This is a genomic window from Mesorhizobium sp. B3-1-7 (genome assembly GCF_006439385.1).
GTDB lineage: Bacteria > Pseudomonadota > Alphaproteobacteria > Rhizobiales > Rhizobiaceae > Mesorhizobium.
Genome location: NZ_VFTL01000030.1, coordinates 53,972 through 73,311, shown reverse-complemented (window position 1 = coordinate 73,311; position 19,340 = coordinate 53,972). Strand labels below are relative to the sequence as shown.

Annotated in this window: 25 protein-coding genes; 11 read left to right on the top strand and 14 right to left on the bottom strand. The window is 65.4% G+C overall.

What is annotated here, in order from left to right:
* Positions 1-113 precede the first annotated feature (113 nt).
* Positions 114-746, bottom strand: a complete 633-nt coding sequence (locus tag FJ417_RS23555; protein ID WP_140785085.1) for a S24 family peptidase — start codon at positions 744-746, stop codon at positions 114-116.
* Between the two features lie 80 nt (positions 747-826).
* Here FJ417_RS23555 and FJ417_RS23550 point away from each other — a divergent pair, with 80 nt between their 5' ends.
* From FJ417_RS23550 to FJ417_RS23530, 5 genes are all read left to right on the top strand, one after another.
* Complete coding sequence (locus tag FJ417_RS23550) at positions 827-1,108, top strand: hypothetical protein (RefSeq protein WP_140785084.1); 282 nt, start codon at positions 827-829, stop codon at positions 1,106-1,108.
* On the top strand, positions 1,105-1,401 hold the full coding sequence (locus FJ417_RS23545) for a hypothetical protein (protein WP_140785083.1): 297 nt from the start codon (positions 1,105-1,107) through the stop codon (positions 1,399-1,401). The genes FJ417_RS23550 and FJ417_RS23545 overlap by 4 nt, the downstream gene beginning before the upstream one ends.
* Before the next feature lie 87 nt (positions 1,402-1,488).
* The gene (locus tag FJ417_RS23540) at positions 1,489-2,337 is read left to right on the top strand and encodes a GcrA cell cycle regulator (protein WP_140785082.1); all 849 of its coding nucleotides are present in this window, start codon (positions 1,489-1,491) and stop codon (positions 2,335-2,337) included.
* Positions 2,338-2,613: 276 nt separating this feature from the next.
* The gene (locus FJ417_RS23535; RefSeq protein ID WP_140785081.1) at positions 2,614-3,210 is read left to right on the top strand and encodes a DUF6456 domain-containing protein; all 597 of its coding nucleotides are present in this window, start codon (positions 2,614-2,616) and stop codon (positions 3,208-3,210) included.
* 33 nt (positions 3,211-3,243) lie between these two features.
* On the top strand, positions 3,244-3,888 hold the full coding sequence (locus FJ417_RS23530; RefSeq protein WP_140785080.1) for a hypothetical protein: 645 nt from the start codon (positions 3,244-3,246) through the stop codon (positions 3,886-3,888).
* A gap of 11 nt (positions 3,889-3,899) precedes the next feature.
* Here FJ417_RS23530 and FJ417_RS23525 read toward each other — a convergent pair whose 3' ends face one another.
* From FJ417_RS23525 to FJ417_RS23505, 5 genes are all read right to left on the bottom strand, one after another.
* Positions 3,900-5,138 (bottom strand): DUF763 domain-containing protein, encoded by a 1,239-nt coding sequence (locus FJ417_RS23525; RefSeq protein WP_140785079.1) that lies wholly within the window; start codon positions 5,136-5,138, stop codon positions 3,900-3,902.
* A gap of 108 nt (positions 5,139-5,246) precedes the next feature.
* A complete protein-coding gene (locus tag FJ417_RS23520) occupies positions 5,247-5,576 on the bottom strand; it encodes a hypothetical protein (RefSeq protein ID WP_140785078.1) in 330 nt (109 codons plus the stop codon).
* Between the two features lie 129 nt (positions 5,577-5,705).
* Entirely contained in the window at positions 5,706-6,038 is a 333-nt protein-coding gene (locus FJ417_RS23515) for a hypothetical protein (RefSeq protein WP_140785077.1), read from the bottom strand.
* Positions 6,039-6,214: 176 nt separating this feature from the next.
* Positions 6,215-6,529: a hypothetical protein gene (locus FJ417_RS23510; protein ID WP_140645421.1), complete on the bottom strand. Its 315-nt coding sequence runs from the start codon at positions 6,527-6,529 to the stop codon at positions 6,215-6,217.
* A 172-nt stretch (positions 6,530-6,701) separates the two neighbouring features.
* Positions 6,702-6,911, bottom strand: coding sequence for a hypothetical protein (locus FJ417_RS23505; RefSeq protein WP_140785076.1), 210 nt, complete (start codon positions 6,909-6,911; stop codon positions 6,702-6,704).
* 443 nt (positions 6,912-7,354) lie between these two features.
* Here FJ417_RS23505 and FJ417_RS23500 point away from each other — a divergent pair, with 443 nt between their 5' ends.
* Complete coding sequence (locus tag FJ417_RS23500; protein WP_140645422.1) at positions 7,355-7,708, top strand: cupin domain-containing protein; 354 nt, start codon at positions 7,355-7,357, stop codon at positions 7,706-7,708.
* A gap of 50 nt (positions 7,709-7,758) precedes the next feature.
* On the opposite strand, the gene FJ417_RS23495 is transcribed toward FJ417_RS23500, so the two are convergent.
* The 4 genes from FJ417_RS23495 to FJ417_RS23480 all read right to left on the bottom strand — a co-directional run bounded on the left by FJ417_RS23495 (position 7,759) and on the right by FJ417_RS23480 (position 11,248).
* Entirely contained in the window at positions 7,759-9,744 is a 1,986-nt protein-coding gene (locus FJ417_RS23495; RefSeq protein ID WP_140785075.1) for an acyltransferase family protein, read from the bottom strand.
* Positions 9,745-9,883: 139 nt separating this feature from the next.
* Positions 9,884-10,105 carry an alkylphosphonate utilization protein gene (locus FJ417_RS23490; protein ID WP_140785074.1) on the bottom strand — a complete coding sequence of 74 codons (222 nt, stop codon included), beginning with the start codon at positions 10,103-10,105 and terminating at the stop codon, positions 9,884-9,886.
* Positions 10,106-10,191: 86 nt separating this feature from the next.
* The gene (locus FJ417_RS23485; RefSeq protein ID WP_140785102.1) at positions 10,192-10,677 is read right to left on the bottom strand and encodes a RidA family protein; all 486 of its coding nucleotides are present in this window, start codon (positions 10,675-10,677) and stop codon (positions 10,192-10,194) included.
* 349 nt (positions 10,678-11,026) lie between these two features.
* A complete protein-coding gene (locus tag FJ417_RS23480; RefSeq protein ID WP_140785073.1) occupies positions 11,027-11,248 on the bottom strand; it encodes a hypothetical protein in 222 nt (73 codons plus the stop codon).
* 243 nt (positions 11,249-11,491) lie between these two features.
* On the opposite strand from FJ417_RS23480, the gene FJ417_RS23475 reads away from it, so the two are divergent.
* Together FJ417_RS23475 and FJ417_RS33845 are read left to right on the top strand one after the other, a co-directional pair.
* Positions 11,492-12,424: a hypothetical protein gene (locus FJ417_RS23475; RefSeq protein ID WP_140652162.1), complete on the top strand. Its 933-nt coding sequence runs from the start codon at positions 11,492-11,494 to the stop codon at positions 12,422-12,424.
* 968 nt (positions 12,425-13,392) lie between these two features.
* On the top strand, positions 13,393-13,515 hold the full coding sequence (locus FJ417_RS33845; RefSeq protein ID WP_263497842.1) for a hypothetical protein: 123 nt from the start codon (positions 13,393-13,395) through the stop codon (positions 13,513-13,515).
* Between the two features lie 44 nt (positions 13,516-13,559).
* Here the strand turns inward: FJ417_RS33845 and FJ417_RS23460 are convergent, their stop codons facing one another.
* Both FJ417_RS23460 and FJ417_RS23450 read right to left on the bottom strand, forming a co-directional pair.
* Positions 13,560-13,787: a hypothetical protein gene (locus FJ417_RS23460; RefSeq protein ID WP_140785072.1), complete on the bottom strand. Its 228-nt coding sequence runs from the start codon at positions 13,785-13,787 to the stop codon at positions 13,560-13,562.
* Positions 13,788-14,260: 473 nt separating this feature from the next.
* Complete coding sequence (locus tag FJ417_RS23450; RefSeq protein ID WP_140785070.1) at positions 14,261-15,190, bottom strand: LysR family transcriptional regulator; 930 nt, start codon at positions 15,188-15,190, stop codon at positions 14,261-14,263.
* 131 nt (positions 15,191-15,321) lie between these two features.
* On the opposite strand from FJ417_RS23450, the gene FJ417_RS23445 reads away from it, so the two are divergent.
* Together FJ417_RS23445 and FJ417_RS23440 are read left to right on the top strand one after the other, a co-directional pair.
* Positions 15,322-16,770, top strand: a complete 1,449-nt coding sequence (locus tag FJ417_RS23445; RefSeq protein ID WP_140785069.1) for an MFS transporter — start codon at positions 15,322-15,324, stop codon at positions 16,768-16,770.
* A gap of 283 nt (positions 16,771-17,053) precedes the next feature.
* A complete protein-coding gene (locus FJ417_RS23440) occupies positions 17,054-17,365 on the top strand; it encodes a hypothetical protein (protein ID WP_140645431.1) in 312 nt (103 codons plus the stop codon).
* Positions 17,366-17,464: 99 nt separating this feature from the next.
* Here FJ417_RS23440 and FJ417_RS23435 read toward each other — a convergent pair whose 3' ends face one another.
* Positions 17,465-18,307, bottom strand: a complete 843-nt coding sequence (locus FJ417_RS23435; RefSeq protein WP_140785068.1) for a slipin family protein — start codon at positions 18,305-18,307, stop codon at positions 17,465-17,467.
* Between the two features lie 220 nt (positions 18,308-18,527).
* Here FJ417_RS23435 and FJ417_RS23430 point away from each other — a divergent pair, with 220 nt between their 5' ends.
* Entirely contained in the window at positions 18,528-18,812 is a 285-nt protein-coding gene (locus FJ417_RS23430; protein WP_140645433.1) for a hypothetical protein, read from the top strand.
* Here FJ417_RS23430 and FJ417_RS23425 read toward each other — a convergent pair.
* Positions 18,792-19,265, bottom strand: a complete 474-nt coding sequence (locus FJ417_RS23425; protein ID WP_246687527.1) for a hypothetical protein — start codon at positions 19,263-19,265, stop codon at positions 18,792-18,794. The two genes, FJ417_RS23430 and FJ417_RS23425, sit on opposite strands and share 21 nt — an antisense overlap.
* Positions 19,266-19,340: the final 75 nt, after the last annotated feature.

Sequence of the window (19,340 nt, the reverse complement as noted above, 5' to 3'; positions counted from 1 at the left end):
AAATTGCGGTGGCTGCATTTATGCCCTTGGGGTGGGCCAAATGGAGTTTGGCGAGGACCTTGCGAGAGGGAAGCAAAGCAGCGCCTCAGCTTGGCGGCATCGCTCCCAGCGGCTCACATATCGATCATCGACCGCTTCACCCGCCCGATGATGGTGATCGCGCCCTCCAGCTCCGGCGGCGGGATATCCATATAGGACGCCGGCTGGAACGGCGGGTTGTCGTTCGGGCGGTAGCGCTTGTAGGTGGCGCGTCCCGTCTCGTCCGAGATCACGTAGCAGCCATTGGTCACCAGCCGCTTGTCGCGCAAATTGACGAAGATGATCGAATCCGGCGGCGAGATCTTGTTCATCGACGGACCGTCGACGCGCAGCGCGATCCATTCGCCCTCCTCGAGGTCGGCGGTGGGGATGGTCGGATAGTCGGAGAGGTTGACCACGCTGTCCTGGCTGCCGAGCTCGCCGGCGCTGATCCACGACACGATCGGCACGTCGACGGTGACGGGCGAGGGCATGAGGCTGACGGGCGCCGCTTCCGCGCCATCGGCATTGAACAGGAGCCAGCCGGGGTCGACGCCGAACAGCCGGCCGTATTTCTCCGCCGCTTTCCGGGACAATGGCCGGTTGCCGTTCTCATGGCTGATCAGCGTGTTCTTGTTGATGTCGCGCAAGGCCCGCGCCGCATCGCTGGGCGAGGCATAGCCGGCCTGGGCGCGCGCCTGCTGCAATCTGTGCCGGGATTCCATCATCGTACAAAATGCCTGAAAATAATCGTCCAAAGTGTACGATTTTGCTTGCGCGTCATTCGTACATAACGTACGCTTAACGCATGATCGTACATTCCGCAAGCTCTTCCGCATCGCCCGCCGGCGGATCCGCCCAGCCCGCCGACATTCCGGAGCTTATTGATTCCTCGCGGAGTATCGGCGCCTTCGCCGCCGATGTCGGCTGCGGCTACGAGGCGGCGCGGCAGATGCGCCGGCGCGGCCGCATCGCGCCGCAGCACTGGCCGCATGTGATGGCGGCAAGCCGCAGGCACGGCATCGCCGGCGTCAGCTACGAATGGCTGGCCGGCCGCGCCGCGGCCGCCATGCAAGAGGAGGCGGCATGAACGCGCCTCCCTCGATCCATGAATTCCAATCGCCCGGACCGTCCTCCTCCCCGGTCCGGGCGCTTTCCGGGGCGCTTGCCCCGGATCCGGTCGAACCGCCCGCACCCCGGTTCACCGGAGCGGCCGGAGCCGTTCCTCCCCCGGCTCCGGCCGCCACTTGTGGCGGCGCATCCTGCATTCGCACCGAGGACGGAACCGTCATCCTGTTCGACCGGGCGACGGGTCTTGCGGTGTCGGGCCTGACCCACGCCGCGGCCGAGGCAGCGCTGCTTCGACTGACCGGCGCCGCCTGACTTCAACCGATCGCTGACTTGACCGCGGCCTCGCGGCCGAACCCTGGCGCTTGTCCGCGCCTTCGACAAGAAAATGGAATGAGAAGAATGGCAGCCGCCTACACGCAAAAGGAAATCGACGAGATCGCCACCTGGCTGAAGGAGGGGCTTTCGGCCTCGCGCATCGCCGGCCGCTTCAGCGCCCTGCGCGGCGCTCCGGTCTCGCGCAACGCCATCATCGGCATCGTCCACCGCAACGCGGGCCTGAGCGCCATCGGCTTCGCCAACCCCAAGGGCGGCCGCGCCGGCGGCCGGCCGAGGAAGCATGCCGCACGGCCGGATCGCCCCGGCCGGCGCGCCAGGGTAGCCGCTGGAAGCGTGACGCTCTCCGAACCTGCAGCACTTGCCAGATACGCCGAGTTGGCGGAAGGCGCCGGCGCTGAAGTGCTTGATCTCCGCCCAACTGGGGGCGATGCCCGGTCCACCCTCCGCAGCTGTAGCGCAACTGCTGCGGAGGACGGGCAGGACAGAGGGGAGCGCTGTCCGGCCGACCTCTCAGCCTGTGGCATCACCACACAAACGGACGCCGTCACCGCCCGCGCCCCCAAGCCCAAGAAACCCAAACCCCGCAAACCCGCGCGCATGCTTCCACCCGCCTGGCTCACCCCCGGCGGGCGCGAGAAATCCGAAGCGCAGCGCTACAAGCTGCCCGCGCCGCCGCCGCCGGTAAACCCCGGACGCCAGCCGCATGTCGCGGCGATGCGTTTCCTCGACTGCCTGTTCGGCCGCTGCCGCGCGCCGCTCGACTTGGCGCTGCGCGAAACGCCGGAAGACGATCCCGCCGGCGCGCGCCCGGCACCGGACATGCTGTGCTGCGGTTTGCGCACCGCGGGCACGCGAAGCTACTGCGCGCATCACCATGCCAGGTTCCACGGCCATCGCGGGAGGGGGATGTGAGAGGCGAGGCGTATGCGCGCTTGTGTTCCTCGCCCCCGCCGATGGCGGGGGAGAGGTGTCCGCGAAGCGGACGGGGATAGCGCCGACGACGGCAGGACGAAACGCCGCGCGGCGAGAACCCGCTGTCGAGCTTGGCGCTCCACGAAAAACCCCTCTCCGTCGCGGCTTCGCCGCGCCACCTCTCCCCACTTCGTGGGGCGAGGAACCTTGATCCATGCGCGAAGGAACTCAGCCTCTCCCGTTGGCCATCCACCCCACAACCCAAGGACCGCACGCATGCCCCGCAAATCCTCGAAAAAACCGCAACCGCCAAAACTCCCCAAGGGCGAGGCCGAGCAGGTGCGCATCCGCCGCGAGGTCGGCCACGACTTCGCGCTGAAGACTGACGCCTTCGGCCGCCAGCGCCTCACCCCCGGCACGGCCGAGGCGCGCCGCGTCTATGAGGTGTCGAATGGCGGCTACACCTCCACCGGCGGCGTCGTGCGCCTGCGCAATGTCGACCCGCTGGTGGGCATCACCTCGCTCAGCCGGCAGCAGCGCGAGGCAGGAGGGCGCTTCCGCGACGACTTCGAGCGCAGCCAGCGCGAGGGCCTGGAGCCACAATCCTGGAGCGAGCGCGTCGATGGCGGCCGCGTCGGCGGCGGCGTCCCCGACCGCGTGCTGTCAGCCGGCCGGGCGCATGCCCACGCTGTTGCTGCGCTGGCCCATTGGGACGTGGCGGAGGTGGCGCGAAGAATCTGCCTCGAAGGCCAGTCGGTGAAGGCCATCGCCGAACGCAGCGGTGAGGGGCGCGACGTGGTGGTGAAGCTGTTGAAGGTGGGGCTGGATTTACTCGCGGTGCACTATGGGATGATGGGGAGGAAGGCCGGGTGAAGGAAGATTCACCAGCAATAACAGAAGTGCACCTTGCAGATCGTTGTGCGGCCGGGCAGCCTGTCTTGGTCGTTCGTCTTTTGGGGTTTTGACGTAATGCAATACGTTTTCGGTACTTTGGTGCCTCAACATTTTCTACCCGCGCTGGGTTTCATTGCCGTCAGGCAAACACAGATGGACAAGGCTGTTAATCAGTCCATCGGCGACCTAACAGGGCTTGATCACAGCTCACTGATTGCACTGCTTTCGCCCGTAATGAACCTCTCGACTCGGGTAGAGATGTTGGAACGCCTTATCCCCTTAAAAATTGAGGATATCGTGGACAGGTGTAAGCTTGTAGCCATCGCGCGGGAGGTCAGAGACCTGAATAGTCTTCGCAACAGGCTTATCCACGATCTGCCGTATGCCTATTCACCAAGCGAAGATTCTCTTATGTTCGTCAGGTCAGAAACATGGACCGACCCGCAGGTTAAGGCCAGTTTACCGAAACACGTTACACCCGAAGGGTTGTATGAACTTGGCAATCGCATGTTACAGGCCGAGATCTGGCTTGGCATGAGGTTTCAGTCCAGTGGTGTCGGTCTGGAGGCGCATCCCGATTGGCTAGACCGCACCAAATTTCCGTGGCCGGATAAATTCGAGCAATTGCTTCGAAATCTAAAAACCGAGCAACCCTGACTCTGCGGTTCTCACCCCTTCGGCTTCCCCTCCCACCCAAACACACTCCGTCCGCCCAGCAAATGCGACTGGTCCATCTCGCCGGCGACGATCTCCTTCAAGCTCGGCCCCGTCACATAGCGCTCCATCCGGCGTGACTCGCCGTCCAGCCGCCTCAGCGCCTCCAGTTCCTCGGTTCGTCCGAGCTTTGCCTTGCTCACCGCCGATTTCAGCACGCCGATCGTCTCGTCATAGACCTTCAGCGGCACGGGGAAGGGGTGGCGGTCCTTGCCGCCATGGGCGAGGGAGAAGCGGGCCGGGTCGGAGAAGCGAAAGGGTGCGCCATGCACCACTTCCGAGACCATGGCCAGCGCCCGCACCGTGCGCGGGCCGACACCGGGAACCAGCAGCAAATCAGGAAAATCCTTCGGGCCGCTTTCGATGGCCGAGGCGATGTTGCCATGCAGGCGGCGCATGACAATGTCGCTCTCACGCACGTCGTGATGCGCGGGCATGACGAGGTTGGGCAGCAGCGGCTGCGCGGCCGGTTCAGGCTCCGGCTGCGGTTCCAGGGCGGCCAACTCGATGAGGATCTTTTCCGGGCTCATGGTCTTGAGCAGCTCGATCTGGCCGCCGCGGGCTTTCTCTGCGCGACGGTCGGTGAGGTTGACGATCTCGCCCTGGCGCTCGCCCTCGATCGCCGCATGCGGCTGGTCGACGAAGCTGGCTAGCCCTTCCGACAGCCAGTGGTAGCGGCGGGCCTGGCGGGCGTCGCCGTTCATGCCTTGCTGCACCACCACCCAGCGCCCGTCATCGGTGACGATGAAGCCGTGCAGATAAAGGTCGTAGCCGTCCTGCACGGCGGCGCTGTCTACCTTGGCGACGAGCCGGCTGGCGGTGGCTAAAGCCTCACCGTTCAGCCCGACGCGGTCGCCGATGGCCAGCAACTCGCCGGGCGTCTTGCGCGAATGCGCGCCGCGCCCGCCGCAGACATGGATGCCGAGCTCGTTGCTGAGCGGATTTAGTCCCCGCTTCAGCGCGCCGATGACCGAGGTGGTGATACCGGAAGAATGCCAGTCCATACCCATCACGGCCCCAAAAGACTGGAACCAGAAGGGATGCGCAAGGCGCCGCAAAAGCTCGTCGCGGCCGTAATGGTGGATGATCGCTTCGCACAGCACGGCGCCGAGCTTCGTCATGCGCTCGCCCAGCCATTTCGGAACCCGCCCGCCATGCAGCGGCAGGTCGGCGCTGCCGCTTCGCTGCGTCACCTTTCGTTCTCCTTGAACCGGCGACTTAGATGGCATTTCGGCGGGGATTTGCAAGCGGCTGATCTCCCCACAGGGGGAAGATCAGCTTGTCGGTGCGGCCGCTGCTACCTACCTGCGCCCGTAGAGCCTGTGGTGGTGCCGGTAATGATGCCTGTGGTGGTACCGGTGGGGATAGACGTAGTAGTGTCTGTAATACCGATGGTACCGGTAGTGCGGATAGCGGACCACGTAGCCGGGATAATAGTCATCATAGTAGCGCGGGCCGTAATAGCGGCCGCCGTAATCGTAGAACGGGCCGCCATAGAACGGGCCGCCGTAGAACGGATAGCCGCCAAACGGTCCGATACCGAGGCCGAAGAATCCCTGAGCGTCTGCCGGCGCGACCGTGGCCACCGCCGACGCGAGGGCGATTGCGGAGGCGAGTAGAAGCTTTTTCATGGCAACCTCCTCCTGAAGGTTCGCATCGACAACGCTTGGCGCGCCGAAAGGCTGCCAAGGAACTGGCGCGCCTGCCCGGAAAATCACCGGGATTTGAAGTCGCACTTACCCGCCGGCGGTGGACATGGCCTAACCGCAGACGCGCACCTGCCGCATGAACCGATGGTCATGACTGCGGGTTCTCACCCTTTCGATCCGGCAATGGCGGCGGGCGTGTGCGGCATTCGGCGCGGCGACATAGAAGCTGTCATGGTCGTCATGCTCACCGGGGGCGTAGTTGAGATAGGGGCCGCCCCAATAGGAACCGTAGACCGGCACGGAGCCGTAGCTGTCGTAAAAGTCGCCGAATGGGCCGTAGTCGAAATAACTGCCGCCGAGGAATACATTGCCTGCATCCGCAGGCATGACGGTGGTCGCAGCCGAAGCCAGGGCGAGCAGCGAGGCAAACACGAATTTGCGCATGACAAGCCTTCTCCTGAGGTTCGCCATGATAACGCGCGGCACGCCGAAAAAGTCCGGCCGCGTCGCGCAATCAGCAAGATTTGAAGGCTCTGTGAGCGCCGGGAGCCGCCCCGGGGCGGGATCGGCCATCGCGCGGGACGCCGGAGGCGGTTCCCGCGCGATCCACGTTGGCTCGCTTAGTAGCGGTTGTAGCCGTTACCGCACACCCGCACTTCCTCCACCACGCGGTGGTGGCGGCGCCAGTGGGTCACCAGTTCGGTGCGGCAATGATGGCGATGATAGCGGTGATGGTAGCGCACCACATAGCCGCCATTGTCGTAATCGTCATTGTAGACGTGGCGGTAGTAGCGGTGCGGATAATAGCCGCCATAATAGTCGTCATCATAGCCCGGCCCGATCCCGATACCAAGCTGAACGCCGCCGGCGCTGGCCGGCGCGATCGCGAACGCCGAGGCGATGGCGATCATCGAAGCAAGCAGAAGCTTTTTCATCGCTGCCTCCTTGAGTTTGCAGGACGCCCCTTCGGCAAGACAACGGTTTCGAGCGGTGCATGTTCCCGAAAACCGTCGGGTTGCCGCCCTTGGACAAGGCACTGGCCGCGGCGCCAGCCGCTTGGTCCGGCGCAGTGTTGCCTCTCCGTAAGGCAATGAGATCAGATATTTATTAGCGTATCTGCAACCGACCGGGCCGCGGCGCGTCGCACGCCGGCGAAATATCTCTGATCATTGCCAGGCAGCAGGCAGGCTCGATGGTGTGCTGCCCGGCCGCCTGCATGGTCGGCAAGCCTTCGGCCGCGACCCAGCCCGACAGATCGTCGCCTTCGGCATGGGTCGACGCGGTGACTGGCGCGCTTTCGAACAAGGCGGCGGTCACGTTGAAAACCCGCCCACCGCCGCCGCCGCCAGCCGGCGCGCCGGAAGCAATTGCAGGCCGCGGAGGAAGGGCGGCGCGCCCGCCAGTCGGCATGACAATGAAGAAAGAAAACTCGCCGGGCTTGCCCCTGGTGCCCAAAGCCCACACGCCCGGCGAGATTTAAGACCTGATCCCCCGATCAGGACCGGCGGGAGGACACCGGCAATCTCTTTATAGCAAGGCTGATGCCAGTCCCGAAACGGGACAGTGATGCTCAATGCCGCAAACTCTGTGCGACGCCTGTTAAGTGTTGCTAATATGCCACGGCCTATAGCCTCAGACAGCTATCGGTTCCGTAGGCATCCGTCGCCGCTTCGCCTCGCTTTGTCGCATCGCCGCGTGCACCGTATGCCGCCATCGGCTATCTCATCCCCAGCCAATTCCGGCGACCCCAGGAGCATCCGATGACCAGACCCACCATTCTCAAATTCGGCCCCGTCGAGCATGCCGAAGGCGGCGACCTGCCCGGCTGGATCGCTGTCGAAGGCTCGCCGACCATGCAGACGGCCGTGCAGCACACCACCGAAGACGGCAAGGTGATGTCCGGCACCTGGCGCGCCTCGCCCGGCACCTATCACGCCACCTACACCGACTATGAATTCGTCCACATGATCGCCGGCCGCATCATCATCACCCCCGACGGCGGCGAGCCGGTCGAGGTCGGCCCCGGCGATGCCTTCGTCGTCGAGGCGGATTTCAAGGGCACCTGGAAGATCCTTGAGCCGGTGACCAAGCATTTCGTCGTCGTGGTAGAGTAGGGGGCTGCGCTGAACCTGCTGATCTCCCCACGAGGGGGAGATTGACAGCTTCAGCGCCCCACCTTCGAGATCACCCTTTTCTCCACCTCCGGCTCCAGCGATTCCGCGAATGGCGTCGCCATATGGTGCTGGTCGCGGAAGGCGAGCTTGCCGTCGATGAAGACGTGGCAAATGGTGGCGCCGCAGAAGCGGTCGGTGAGGTCGACGTAAGCGGCGTTGGGAATGCTGTCGACGATGTCGCGTTCCACCGCCGCCATGGCGTCGTTGGCGGCGTAGGCGCGCGTCTGGTCGCAGCGCGAGGGCGTCTCGTCCCGCCACAGCGCCCGCGCCACGCAGGTGTCGACATTGGCGTTGTTGAACGGCACGTCGCGGATGAAGGCGACCTTGAGCCCCGCCCTGCTCAGGCTGGTGAGGGTGGAGCGCAGGCCGGCCCGCCAGTCGGCGTCCTGGCTCCGCGTGTCGCCGCTGCGGCCGGCCATTTTTCGGCCGCTGGTCAGCGCCAGCTCCGAGATGACCACCAGCGCCGGTCTCGCCTCGATGATCTCGGCGATCGCCTGCTCGCGCCAGCGGTCGCACTCGCTGTAGGGACGCTTGAGCTCGGACGACCAGACGCTGATGCGCGAGGCGCGGCAGGAATTCTTCAGCCAGGTCACCACCCGGTAGCCATTCTTCCGGCCCGCTTCGATCAGCGGCGTCGACCAATGGTCGGCATGGGAGTCGCCGAAGAGGGCGATGAGGCGCTGGCCATCGCCGAACACGCAAGGCTTCGGCGTCACGCTCTGGTAATCCTGCACGCAGCCGGCTTTGGCCCGGGCCGTCGACGGTTGGGCGGCGCTGGCGGCGATGATGCGCTGTTCCGGATCGAGGTCGTGCACGGCAAGCCTGGCACTGCCATAGGCGGCTGCGACGCCGGTGCCGGTCAGGAGGAGGGCCGGCACCAGCGCCCGCGCCGCACTGGCCATCAGCCAGCCGTTGCGACGGATCGGGTTCTCGATGAGATGATAGCTGAGGATGGAGAGCGCCAGCGTCACCGCGAGGCACAGCAGCCGCTCGGCCGGCGTCAGGTCCGGCGCCAGCATGCCGGCATAGACGATGACCGGCCAATGCCACAGATAGAGCGAATAGGAGAGCTTGCCGATCCATTGTAAGGGCGGCAGCGCCAGGGCGGCATTCACGCAATTCCATTCGGAATTGCGCGAGCCGTCCCTGGCGCCGGCCGCTCCCGCCTTGAGCAGAAGGACCGTGCCGGCAACCGGCAGAAGCGCCAGAAAGCCGGGGAAGGGAGCGTCCTCGCTGAAGGTGAGATATGCGGCCCCGATCATCGTCAGGCCGGTCAGGCTTAACGCCCGCCCCAGCAGCGGGCGCTCCTGCAACAGCCGTGCCGGCGCCATCGATACGAGGCCGCCGGCGGCAAATTCCCATGCGCGCAGCGGCGAAAAATAGAAGGCCCAGGGCTGCGACACGCTCGTCAGCCAGGCACAGGCGATGAAGGAGACGAGGCCGACGGCGCCGATCGCAATCATGATGGCGCGCTTGCCGGGCTTCATCCAGGCGGCCAGCAGCAAAAGCGCCGGCCAGGCAAGATAGAATTGCTCCTCGACCGACAGCGACCAGTAATGGATGAACGGGTTGCTCGTGGCGTCATTGGCGAAATAGTCGAACGACCAGCGGATCAGCCACAGATTGATCATATAGGCCGAGGCGAACATCGCACCCTTGGAATAAAGCGCCTGCTCCTCCGGCGACAGGATGAGCGCGCCGGCGCAGAGCGTCGCGGCGATGACGAAAAGCGCCGCCGGCAGCAGGCGCCGCGCGCGCCGGGCGTAGAAACGCAAAAGGTCGAGCCGGCCGGTCTCGGAAATCTCGGCGGCGAGATGGCGGGTGATCAGATAGCCCGAAATGACGAAGAAGATGTCGACCCCGGCAAAGCCGCCGGGCAGCGCGGTGAGGCCGAAATGGAAGGCGACGACGCCCGCCACGGCCACCGCCCGCAAGCCTTCGATGTCGGGCCGGAAATCCTGCGCATGTGTTGACACGAATACGAACCTCACGATGCTTGTTCGTATCCCGCCTCCCTAAAGCCTCGGCCCTAGGCGCCGATATCGCAATGCAACAAATCTAACGCGGTGCAACATAAGGGGAGGGCGAGGGCGGCCCTCCCGATCTCCCCTGCCATCACGCCTTCTTCAGGAACTCTGTCTTCAGCACCAGGCCCTTGACCTGCTTGGTGTTGCATTCGATCTCGCCGGGATCGCCGTTGAGCCGGATGTTCTTCACCAGCGTGCCGCGCTTGATCGTTTCCGACGTGCCCTTGACCTTGAGGTCCTTGATGGGGGTCACGGAGTCGCCGTCTTTCAGCGGCGTGCCGTTGCTGTCTTTCACGATAGGGTCCGTCATGGCGGGTCTTTCATCGGTTGGATGGCCTCGGCCCGCCTATCGCGCCGACCACGGCCTGGTCAAGCTGCGCTGGAACCAAGGGAGGCTCACCCCCCAATCATCACTTCGGCCTCGATCTCGACCGGGAAATTCAGGGACAGGGCGGCGACGCCGATGGCGGTGCGGGCGTGACGGCCGATCTCAGGGCCGAAGACCTCGAGGATGAGCTCCGAAAAGCCGTTCATCACCGCCGGCGTCTCGGTGAAGCGCAATGCCGAATTGACCATGCCGTGGACGCGGCACCGGCCCGTGATCCGGTCGAGGCTGCCGAGCTCGCGTTTCAGGCTGCCGAGCATCGACAGTCCGACCTTGCGGGCCGAAGCCCGCGCCTCGTCCAGCGACACGCTCTCGCCGACCGCGCCGAACGGGCCGGCAAGCGAGCCGTCCGGCTCCTGCGGCCCGTGGCCGGAGATATAGGCGCGGTCGCCGCGCACATTCACCCAGGGAAAGGGCAGCACCATGCCCGGCGGCAGTTTCAGCGGCGGTGGCAGTACGATGCCGAGCGCGGCAAGCTTTTCGTCGGCACCCGGCATGGCACGGCCTTCCTTCTCGCACAGCGCCATCGCGGCGCCGTGTCCGAGCTTTCCGGTTCGCTGGCCCTTCGTCAAGAACGGCTTGGATCTGCAGAAGAATGATCTGGGGCGACTGGCCGGAAGCCTGACCCGCGCGGATCGTGGCCTTGCATCCGCGCGGGCAGGCGCCGCCCCCGCCGGCGGCGCCAAGCCCCCAGCCGTCAGGCTGGCGGCTGTTGGTTCGGCCGTCCGGCCGCTGCTTTTCCCCGCCGATCCCGGATGATGAACCGGCTATGGGTCCCCGGGATGGCTACCTTTTGTCTTACGCGGTAGCGGACCAAAACCGCCGAGCACGGCTTCCGGAATTGCTCTAGAAGTGAAGGTCCAGCGGCTGCGGATAGGCTTGGCCCGGTTCGGCGCTCTTCGACGTCGGGCCGGCCGAAGGCACGATGCCGCCGGTGGCCGTCTGATCGAGCGGCTGCCGGCTCTTCTCGGCACCGGTCTTTGTTTCGGTCAGCGGGATTTTCGTTTTGGCTTCAGCGGCTTGCGACAGCGCAAGTGCCATAACAAGCGTGGATAGAAGGATTTTCATGGCAGCTCCCTGGATTCACCCCGAAGCGACCCTAGCGCCGCTTGTCTCGTCGCGAAGGCCACGCGCGCGGAACACTGTGGAATTCTTTGGAATTCCAGTAATATTAGTGGATGGAAAACAAACGCCGCCGCCGGGAATGGAGATTGTTTGCCGGCGCGCTAGCCAGGAGCGTCGGAGAAGCTGGGCGATTCCCGCCGGAACGCCGAACTGCTTAGGCGGCGAAGAACATCGGGGACCTTTTGCATGGCGCAGCAAATCGCGCAAAAACTAAGGCTGACTTCGGCCTTGCTGGGAACGGTGACCCGCAAGGACCTGGCGGCGGCGTTCCGCGCCGTCAACCCGAACACCGCGTTCGATCTCGGCCGCGCCGACAAATGGTTGCAAGGCCGCGCGCGGCCGCGACAGATGAGCGTCTATGACGACTGGGCGAGGCTGCTCGAACTGGAGCAGTCCGGCGCCTGGATCGCCGAGAGCGAGCTACCGGCCTTCACCGCCGCCATCGCGGCCCGCCACGGCGTCGACAGCGCCGAGCTGGAGCGACGCGCCGGCATGCAGTTCGATGCCTCCTCGCATGACGAGCGCGGCGCCGGCTCCGGGCTTGCCGGAACTTATGCATGCTATTCTCGCGCCTGGTCGCCCTATTATCGCGGCCAGTTGATCAAGGGCCGCTTGTCGATCGAGGCCGGGCCAGGCGTGCATGGGCTGACGGCTACCTATGGCGAGACGTTGCCGACGGGGCACTTGCAACTCGTCGGCCCGGTGATGCCGGCAAAGCGCGGTGTCTATCTGCATCTCAAGGATGTCGGCGGCGACACGCAATTCTTCCTGTGCCTGTTCCCGCAGACACAGCCGGTCAGCGTGCTCGGCGGCTATATGTGCGGCTCGGCCGTCATTGGTCCCGAAGCGCAGCCCTCGCTGACCCGGATACTGCTGGTGCGGCTGCGCGATGCGGCAACCGGCGCCGCGACATGGGGCGGGTACCTGCCGGCCGGCGGTTCGATTGCCGCCGACCTGGTAAGCCTCGGTATCGGCCTGGAACATCCGGAAGCGGTCGACCGGCAGCTCGACCAGTTCCTTGACGCCTACAGCGATGACGGCGCTATCCAGATTCCGCCGGGAGAGTTCCGCGCCATCCTCGACGTGTTCGACCGCCATTGGCTGCAGCACTCGGGTTGACCCTAACGCGGTCGTAAAGTTCCATCGGGGGGCGGCGCAAAGAGGCTTCCCATGAAGAAGACTTACGAGAAGCCGGTGCTGTCGAAGCGCCAGAAGCTGTCGAGCGTCGTCGCGAACGCCTCGAATCCCGCGCCGTAACACAGGCGCACCGATCACATTGGCTGGCGAGCCTATCGGCTTGCCAGCCAAATTTACGCGCTCGCCGAATTAGCCTTCCGCCAAATTTATCCCTCCGCTTGACGCGGCGGTCGCCGGGCATATCTTGCTGTCCTGATTTCATCGTCGACCGGGCCGAGACAGCCGATGAAGAAGCCATATCGCAAACCGACGCTTGCCAGACGTGACAGGCTTTCGGCGGTGACCGCCGCAGTGCCATCCTCGGGCTTCACGTTCTGAGTTTCTCAGGAACGCGCCACAGCCTTTGATCGGTTTTAAAGCAAGCACTTTTAAAGCTGAAAGCTGGGCCGGCCAGGAGCGGGCGGTACACTTCGAAGGTGCCCGCCCGTCCGGCGCCGCCGCCAAGCTGCTGAAACCCCGTCCGTCCCCAACAGCAACGGTCATGGCGTGACCAGTGGTTTGCGGAGTGCCATTGGCGCGGTGTCCTGTCAACGCCGCCGGCGAGTGGCCCGGGAGCGCCTTTTTAGCCGCCTTTTCGTGTCCGATGCACGCTTTGCGGTCATGCCGGGCCAAGCCAAGAAGCCCTGAAATAGCCGAATTCCGGGCTTTTCCGATGTCCACCAGGCCGCGCCGCACATATATGCCTATCCGCTTGAATAGGCTGATTTTTCGCCGGCCGGCATGTTACTTCGACCCCGACTTTTTTTGGGTGCAATTCGGCAGCGCAGCATTGGCGCCCGGCGAAGACGGGTCTCGCCGTTGAAAACGGCATCGGACCCATTTGTGTGCCATTTCATGATCCGCTCATGAAAGACGTGATAGAATGTCGCCAACGAATGGGGGAAGTTGCGATGGCCAATCGGTTGTTCGAGGTTCTTGCCAGACGGCGGTCATGGCTGGATCGGGTCGCATTGGGGCTGCTTGTCTTTCTGGCGACTCTGGTTGCCGCGCTGATGGGCGGCGCCAGCACCTGAAGCAATTCCAGGAAAAGTGCGAAGCGTTCAAAGCCACGGATCGCCTATTTCCTCTGTCCGATTGCTTTGAATTCGAAGATCGTGGGCCTGAGCCTGACCGGCCTCGGCCGCTCGGTGAGGTCGACGACGCGGACCCACCTGTCAGCGCCGGCACGCAACGAGACTTTCCGGCCAAGCGCCTTCTCAGCCGCCTCGAAAGGCGTCTTGGCTTCCGCCGAATGCACCGCGACGACGGCTTCGCCGTCTATTTCCTCGACGCGATAGGTTTTCATGCGCGTCTCCAGGGCGCCCGCCGTTTCGCTTCTCGCGCAAGCGCCTTTTATATTAGAAATGGCGAATAAAATGCAAGATTCCCACGCCCGGCCATCAGCTGATCGGGGAAGCCTGTACATTGGAGGGCGCGCTGTAGCCGCGCAGGCCGGTTCCGTTGCAGGCCCGGCAGGAAACCAGTTGTCCCGGGCAATTGTCGTGCAATGCACCCGAGGGGCAGCATGTGCCGTTCGACGCCACCTGCTTCCCGCACTCGAACACCTTGCCGGCGCCCAGGCACCGGGGGCAGGCGAACTTCCTGAATTCGCTCAAGCGAGCCTCCGGCTGTTTCACAGGCGCCCGGGAACGCGCTGATTGCGCCGCGGGTTCCATGACAGACACGGTTTGTCCTGCGTGCGATAGTATACATTAGTTATGGCTAATATTTATAGGGATATCGCCTGCAACGCGCGGTTGGTTCCGTGGGGCCGGCGTATCAGGGCAAGGGTTCCTCGCCGTGGTGAAAGGAGGGAGAGGAAAGGCGGCACACCTCTTTCACCAGCCCGCGCAACCAGCGGTGCGCCGGATCGGCATCGAGCCTCGGGTGCCACAAGAGCGAGATCGTCAGCGCGGCGAGCTTCACCGGCAGCGTGAAGGTGAACAGGCCCTCGCGCAGGGTGCCGGTATAGCGCTCCGGCACGGTGGCGATGAGGTCGGAGCCGCGTGCCAGCGCCAGCGCCTCGGCAAAGCCGCCGACCACGGTCGTGACTTTCCGCGTCAGTCCGGCGTGTTCCAAGGCGTCGTCCATCGGGCCGCGGTCGAGGCCGCGGCGCGAGATCAAAATGTGCCGGCCGGCGGCGAAGCGGGCGGCGGTGATGCGGCCTTCGCTCAAAGGATGGCCGGCGCGCGCGACGCCGACGAAGCGGTCGCGGAACAGCGCCTGCGTGCGTATCTCGGGTCCGGTCGAGCCGCCGACCACGCCGGTCTCCAGATCGACCGCGCCCCCGCGCATCGGGCCGCTGTCCTTGTCGGGCTTGGGCACGAAGCGCAATTGCACGCCCGGCGCCTCCTCGGCCACGCGGGCGAGCAGCGCCGGACCGAAATTCTCGACGAAACCGTCGCTGTTGCGGAGCGTGAAGCTGCGGTCGAGCCGCGTGAGGTCGAGCCGTTCGGCCGGCCGCAGCACCGCTTCGGCTTCCGTCACCAGCCGGCCGACCTCGGCGCCCAGCTCGATGGCGCGCGGCGTCGGCACCAGGCCGCGTCCGGCGCGCACCAGAAGCGGGTCGCCGGTTGTCTCGCGCAGCCTCGCCAGCGCCCGGCTCATCGCCGAGGGGCTAAGCTTCAGGCGCCGCGCGGCCTTTGCGACGCTGCCTTCGGCAAGCAGCACATCCAGCGTGACGAGCAGGTTGAGATCGGGTCGCGACATGGCGCGACCATAGCATGGATCCGTTAAACGGACATGGCGTTTGATGCACTGTTCAAGTGCAAACGCTGCGCGTTCCGCCATGTCGATCGCACGCTTATCTTCCCCGGCAAGTTCAATCGACGGAGAAGATCATGGCCGACATCGCCGAAACCCGCGCCGCGCCTGGAAGCCATTCGGCGGCTGGCGCGCTGGCCAGCCTGTCGCTTGCCATGCTCGTCTCCTCGCTCGCCACCAGCATCGCCAATGTCGCGCTGCCGACGCTGAGCGTGGCCTTCGCGGCGTCCTTTGCGGCGGTGCAATGGGTGGTGCTGGCCTATCTGCTCGCCATCACCGTTCTGATCGTCATCGTCGGGCGCCTTGGCGATCTCGTCGGCCGCCTGCCGCTGCTGATTGTTGGCCTGGCGCTGTTCAGCGCCGCCTCGTTTGCCGCCGCGCTCGCGCCGTCGCTGGCCTTTCTGATCGGCGCCCGCGCCGTGCAAGGCCTGGGCGCGGCGGCGATGATGGCGCTGACGATGGCTTTCGTCGGCGAGACGGTGCCGAAGGAACGCACCGGCAGCGCCATGGGTCTGCTCGGCACCATGTCGGCGATCGGCACGGCACTGGGGCCTTCGCTTGGCGGCGTGCTGATCGCCGCCCTCGGCTGGCGCTCGATCTTCCTCGTCAACGCCGCGCTCGGCGCCGTCGCGCTGCTCGCCGCCTGGCGCTTCCTTCCAGCGGCGATGCCCGCCAGCGAAGCGGCTGGCATCGTCCGCCGGGCGACAGGCGTCCGTGGAGAGGCGAGGGGTCGTTTCGATATGCTGGGCACGCTGCTGCTTGCCGCCACGCTTGCCGCCTATGCGTTGTCCATGACCATGGGGCGCGGCCATTTCGGCGGCCTGAACATCGCGCTGCTCGGCGCGGCCGCGGCCGGCGCGGTGCTGTTCGTTATCGTTGAGGCCAAGGTGGCGTCACCCCTGGTCAAGCTCGCGCTGTTGCGCGACCGGGTACTGGCGCCGAGCCTCGCCATGAACGCGCTGGTTTCGACGGTGATGATGGCGACGCTGGTTGTCGGCCCCTTCTTCCTGTCGCGCGCCTTGGGCCTCGGCGACGCGGCAACCGGGGCCGTGCTGTCGATCGGGCCTGTCGTCTCGGCACTATGTGGCGTCATTGCCGGGCGCGTCGTCGACCGCCTCGGCGCGGCGGCGATGATCACCGCCGGGCTGATGCTGATGGTCGCCGGCTGCGTCGCGCTCGCCGCGCTGCCAGGCCTCTTCGGCGTTGCCGGCTACGCGGCGGCGATCATCCTGCTCACGCCGGGCTATCAACTCTTCCAGGCGGCCAACAACACGGCCGTCATGGCCGATGTCGACAGGAACGAGCGCGGCGTGGTGTCGGGCATGCTCAGCCTCTCGCGCAATCTCGGCCTCGTCACCGGCACGGCGGTGATGGGCGCGGTGTTCGCCTTCGCCGTGGGGACGGGGAACATCGCGGCGGCGCCGCCTGAGGCGGTTGCCGGCGGAATGCGGTTCACCTTCGCCGCGGCGTCGATGCTGGTGGTGGTCGCAGCGGTGATTGCGGTGGCTGGACGAAGGAGCGAGTGATCTTCCTTGGACCTCTCAAGGGAGAGATTCCAGCCTTCCGTGATCGCGTAATTTCGCCGCCGGCCGCGAAGACTATCTTTGCCTTGCGGCGGTGCCCATTCCGCCTTCGGCCGGTGCCTCGGCTACCCCAACGGACCCCATCCACTGCGGCACCGGCCCATCCTCCCACCTGATCTCGATCGAGCGCCGGAAGCGGATGGCGATGTCCGCCTTGCCCCGGAACCAAAGCGGCGGGCAGCGGTTTACCCCGGCGAAGGGATGATCAGAAATTAGGAAAAGAGCAATGAAAACAGTGCTTCTTGCTGCCCTGGCGCTCTGTGTCGCCGCCCCCGCCGTGGCTTCCGCGGCCGGGGCCGATATCGTCATCGGCACGCATCACAGGCATCATTACCACCACCGCCCGGCGGTCATCATCAATGAGGAAGGCCACCGCCTGCATCACCGCCATCACGGCACGGTCGCCTTCTATGACAATGGCGAACGCGGCTGGCGTCACCGCCATCACCGCCGTGACGACACCGTCGTCGTCACCGGTTCGATCGGCCACCGGCACCACCATCGTCCGGTCGTGGTCGAGGGCGGCTCCGACTACTGAGATTCCATCGATCGTTGAAAACAAATCCGGTCCGGCTGGCGCGTCATGGCGCATCAGCCGGACCGGATTTTTATGATGCGTCGGGAGGATGCAATCTCCCTACGCTGCGCTTTTCAGCACGCCGGCCTGAACCAGTGCCGCTGCTGGGTTGAGGCTGTCCACCAGCCCGGTCGGGATCAGGATGGTGGCGCCTCGCTCCTTGGTCGTCTCATAGATGATGTTCATGGCGCGCAGTTGCAGCGCCGCCGGATGGTCGGCATAGGTGGTGGCGGCCTCGACGAACTTGGCCGCGACTTCGGCCTCGGCTGAGCCCAGGATGACGCGCGCTTCCTTCTCCCGCTCGGCCTGTGCCTGGCGCGACATGGCGTCCTGCAGCGCCACGGGGATGGCGACGTCACGGATCTCGACCGACATCACGGTGATGCCCCATTGGGCCGTCTTGGCGCCGATGACGTCGCGCAGATGCGCGTCGGCGGCCTGACGGTCGGCAAGCAGCGAGGAGAGCATCGAGGAACCGATCATCTCGCGCAGCGAGGTCTGCGCCACGCGGTCGATCGCCTCGCGGTAGTTGGTGATTTCCAGCGCCGCCTGGCGCGCGTCATGGACGTGCCAGAAGATGACGGCGTCGACATTCACCGGCACGGTATCCCTGGTCAGCGCCTCCTCGGCGTTGAAGGCGGTGGTCTGGATGCGCTGGTCGATGACCGCCACGACATTGTCGAGGACCGGTACGATCATGAACAGGCCGGGACCGCGCACACCCAGCAGATTGCCGGCGCGCAGCACGACGAAGCGCTGCCAGGTGTTGGCCATCTTCAGCGAGGCGGCGATCAGCGCCGCGATGACGAAGAACGGCGCGCCCGCCCATGGCCCGGCAAGCGCGCCGGCGCCGGCGCCGATGAGCGCAAAGACAGCGGTGAGGAAAAGGTTGATCGGATTCATGGATAAAGCTCCCGTGTCGCGGCCGGTGACAGGGTCGCGCGACGCCGCAAAGGGCCTCGCGAGGAGCGTCGGCGGCCCGGGATGGACCGCTTGGCCGGCATTCTGGGATCGATCACGCTTGTCGCGAGGGCAATCATCGCCGGCGGAGATTCATATGGTGCGGGACGAAAGGTTTCGCCATGGGGCTGGTCACCGACGCGCAACCGCATAACAACCGTAAGTGGCCGGCCTCGTCGTGCTGCACACGCAGCTTGTCACCAACGAGCGTGACCTGCTGCGCGCCGCCGTCGCCCAGCCGCCGGACTTCTGCTACGTCAAGAACACGCGCGGCCAGTCCAGGCGGACAAGGCGCTCTACGCTGCCAAGGCAGGCGGACGCGACGCCACGCGGCTGGCTGTGCCAGACGGTGGCTTCCAAGCAATTCCGCTTCCACGGAAGGCGTGAAAAGCGATGGAACGCGCGGGCGCCGGCGCGCGCTCAGGCATCAATCCGCCTCGCCGCCTGAACCCTTGCCGCACGCTGCCAGCACCTTGCCGATTGCGGCGCCTGAGCCTTTCAGCGGAAAGCTTGCCGCGCCATATTTGTCGGCGGAAACCGTCACTTCGCCCTGGCCGCGCAAGAGCGCCAGCAACGGGTCGGCGGGACCGGAGAGCTCGGCGGTGAAGTAATTGTACATCGCCTCGAGCTCGAGCTTTTTGGTCACGCTCTTGCCCCCGGCCTTGAAGGTGAAGGAGCCGCTGATGCCGGGCTCGAGCTGTCCGCCGGCGGCGCCCAGATCATAGCTCAGCACCGGTCTGTCGAAGCAGGCCAGCATCAGATGCGCATCGCCCTTCGGCCCGCAGACCGACGCCGTCATCACGCTGCCGCCCTCGTCTTCTTCCATCTTGGCGGACCAGGCGCAGGAGGCGGCATGGGCGGGCGCTGCGGCCAGCAGGGTGGCCGCGATGGGAGCAGCCATGATGAATTTTGCCAATCCGTTTTGCATGGTCGCCCTCCGAGACATGTGGCGACCATACAGGACTTATGATGGCGT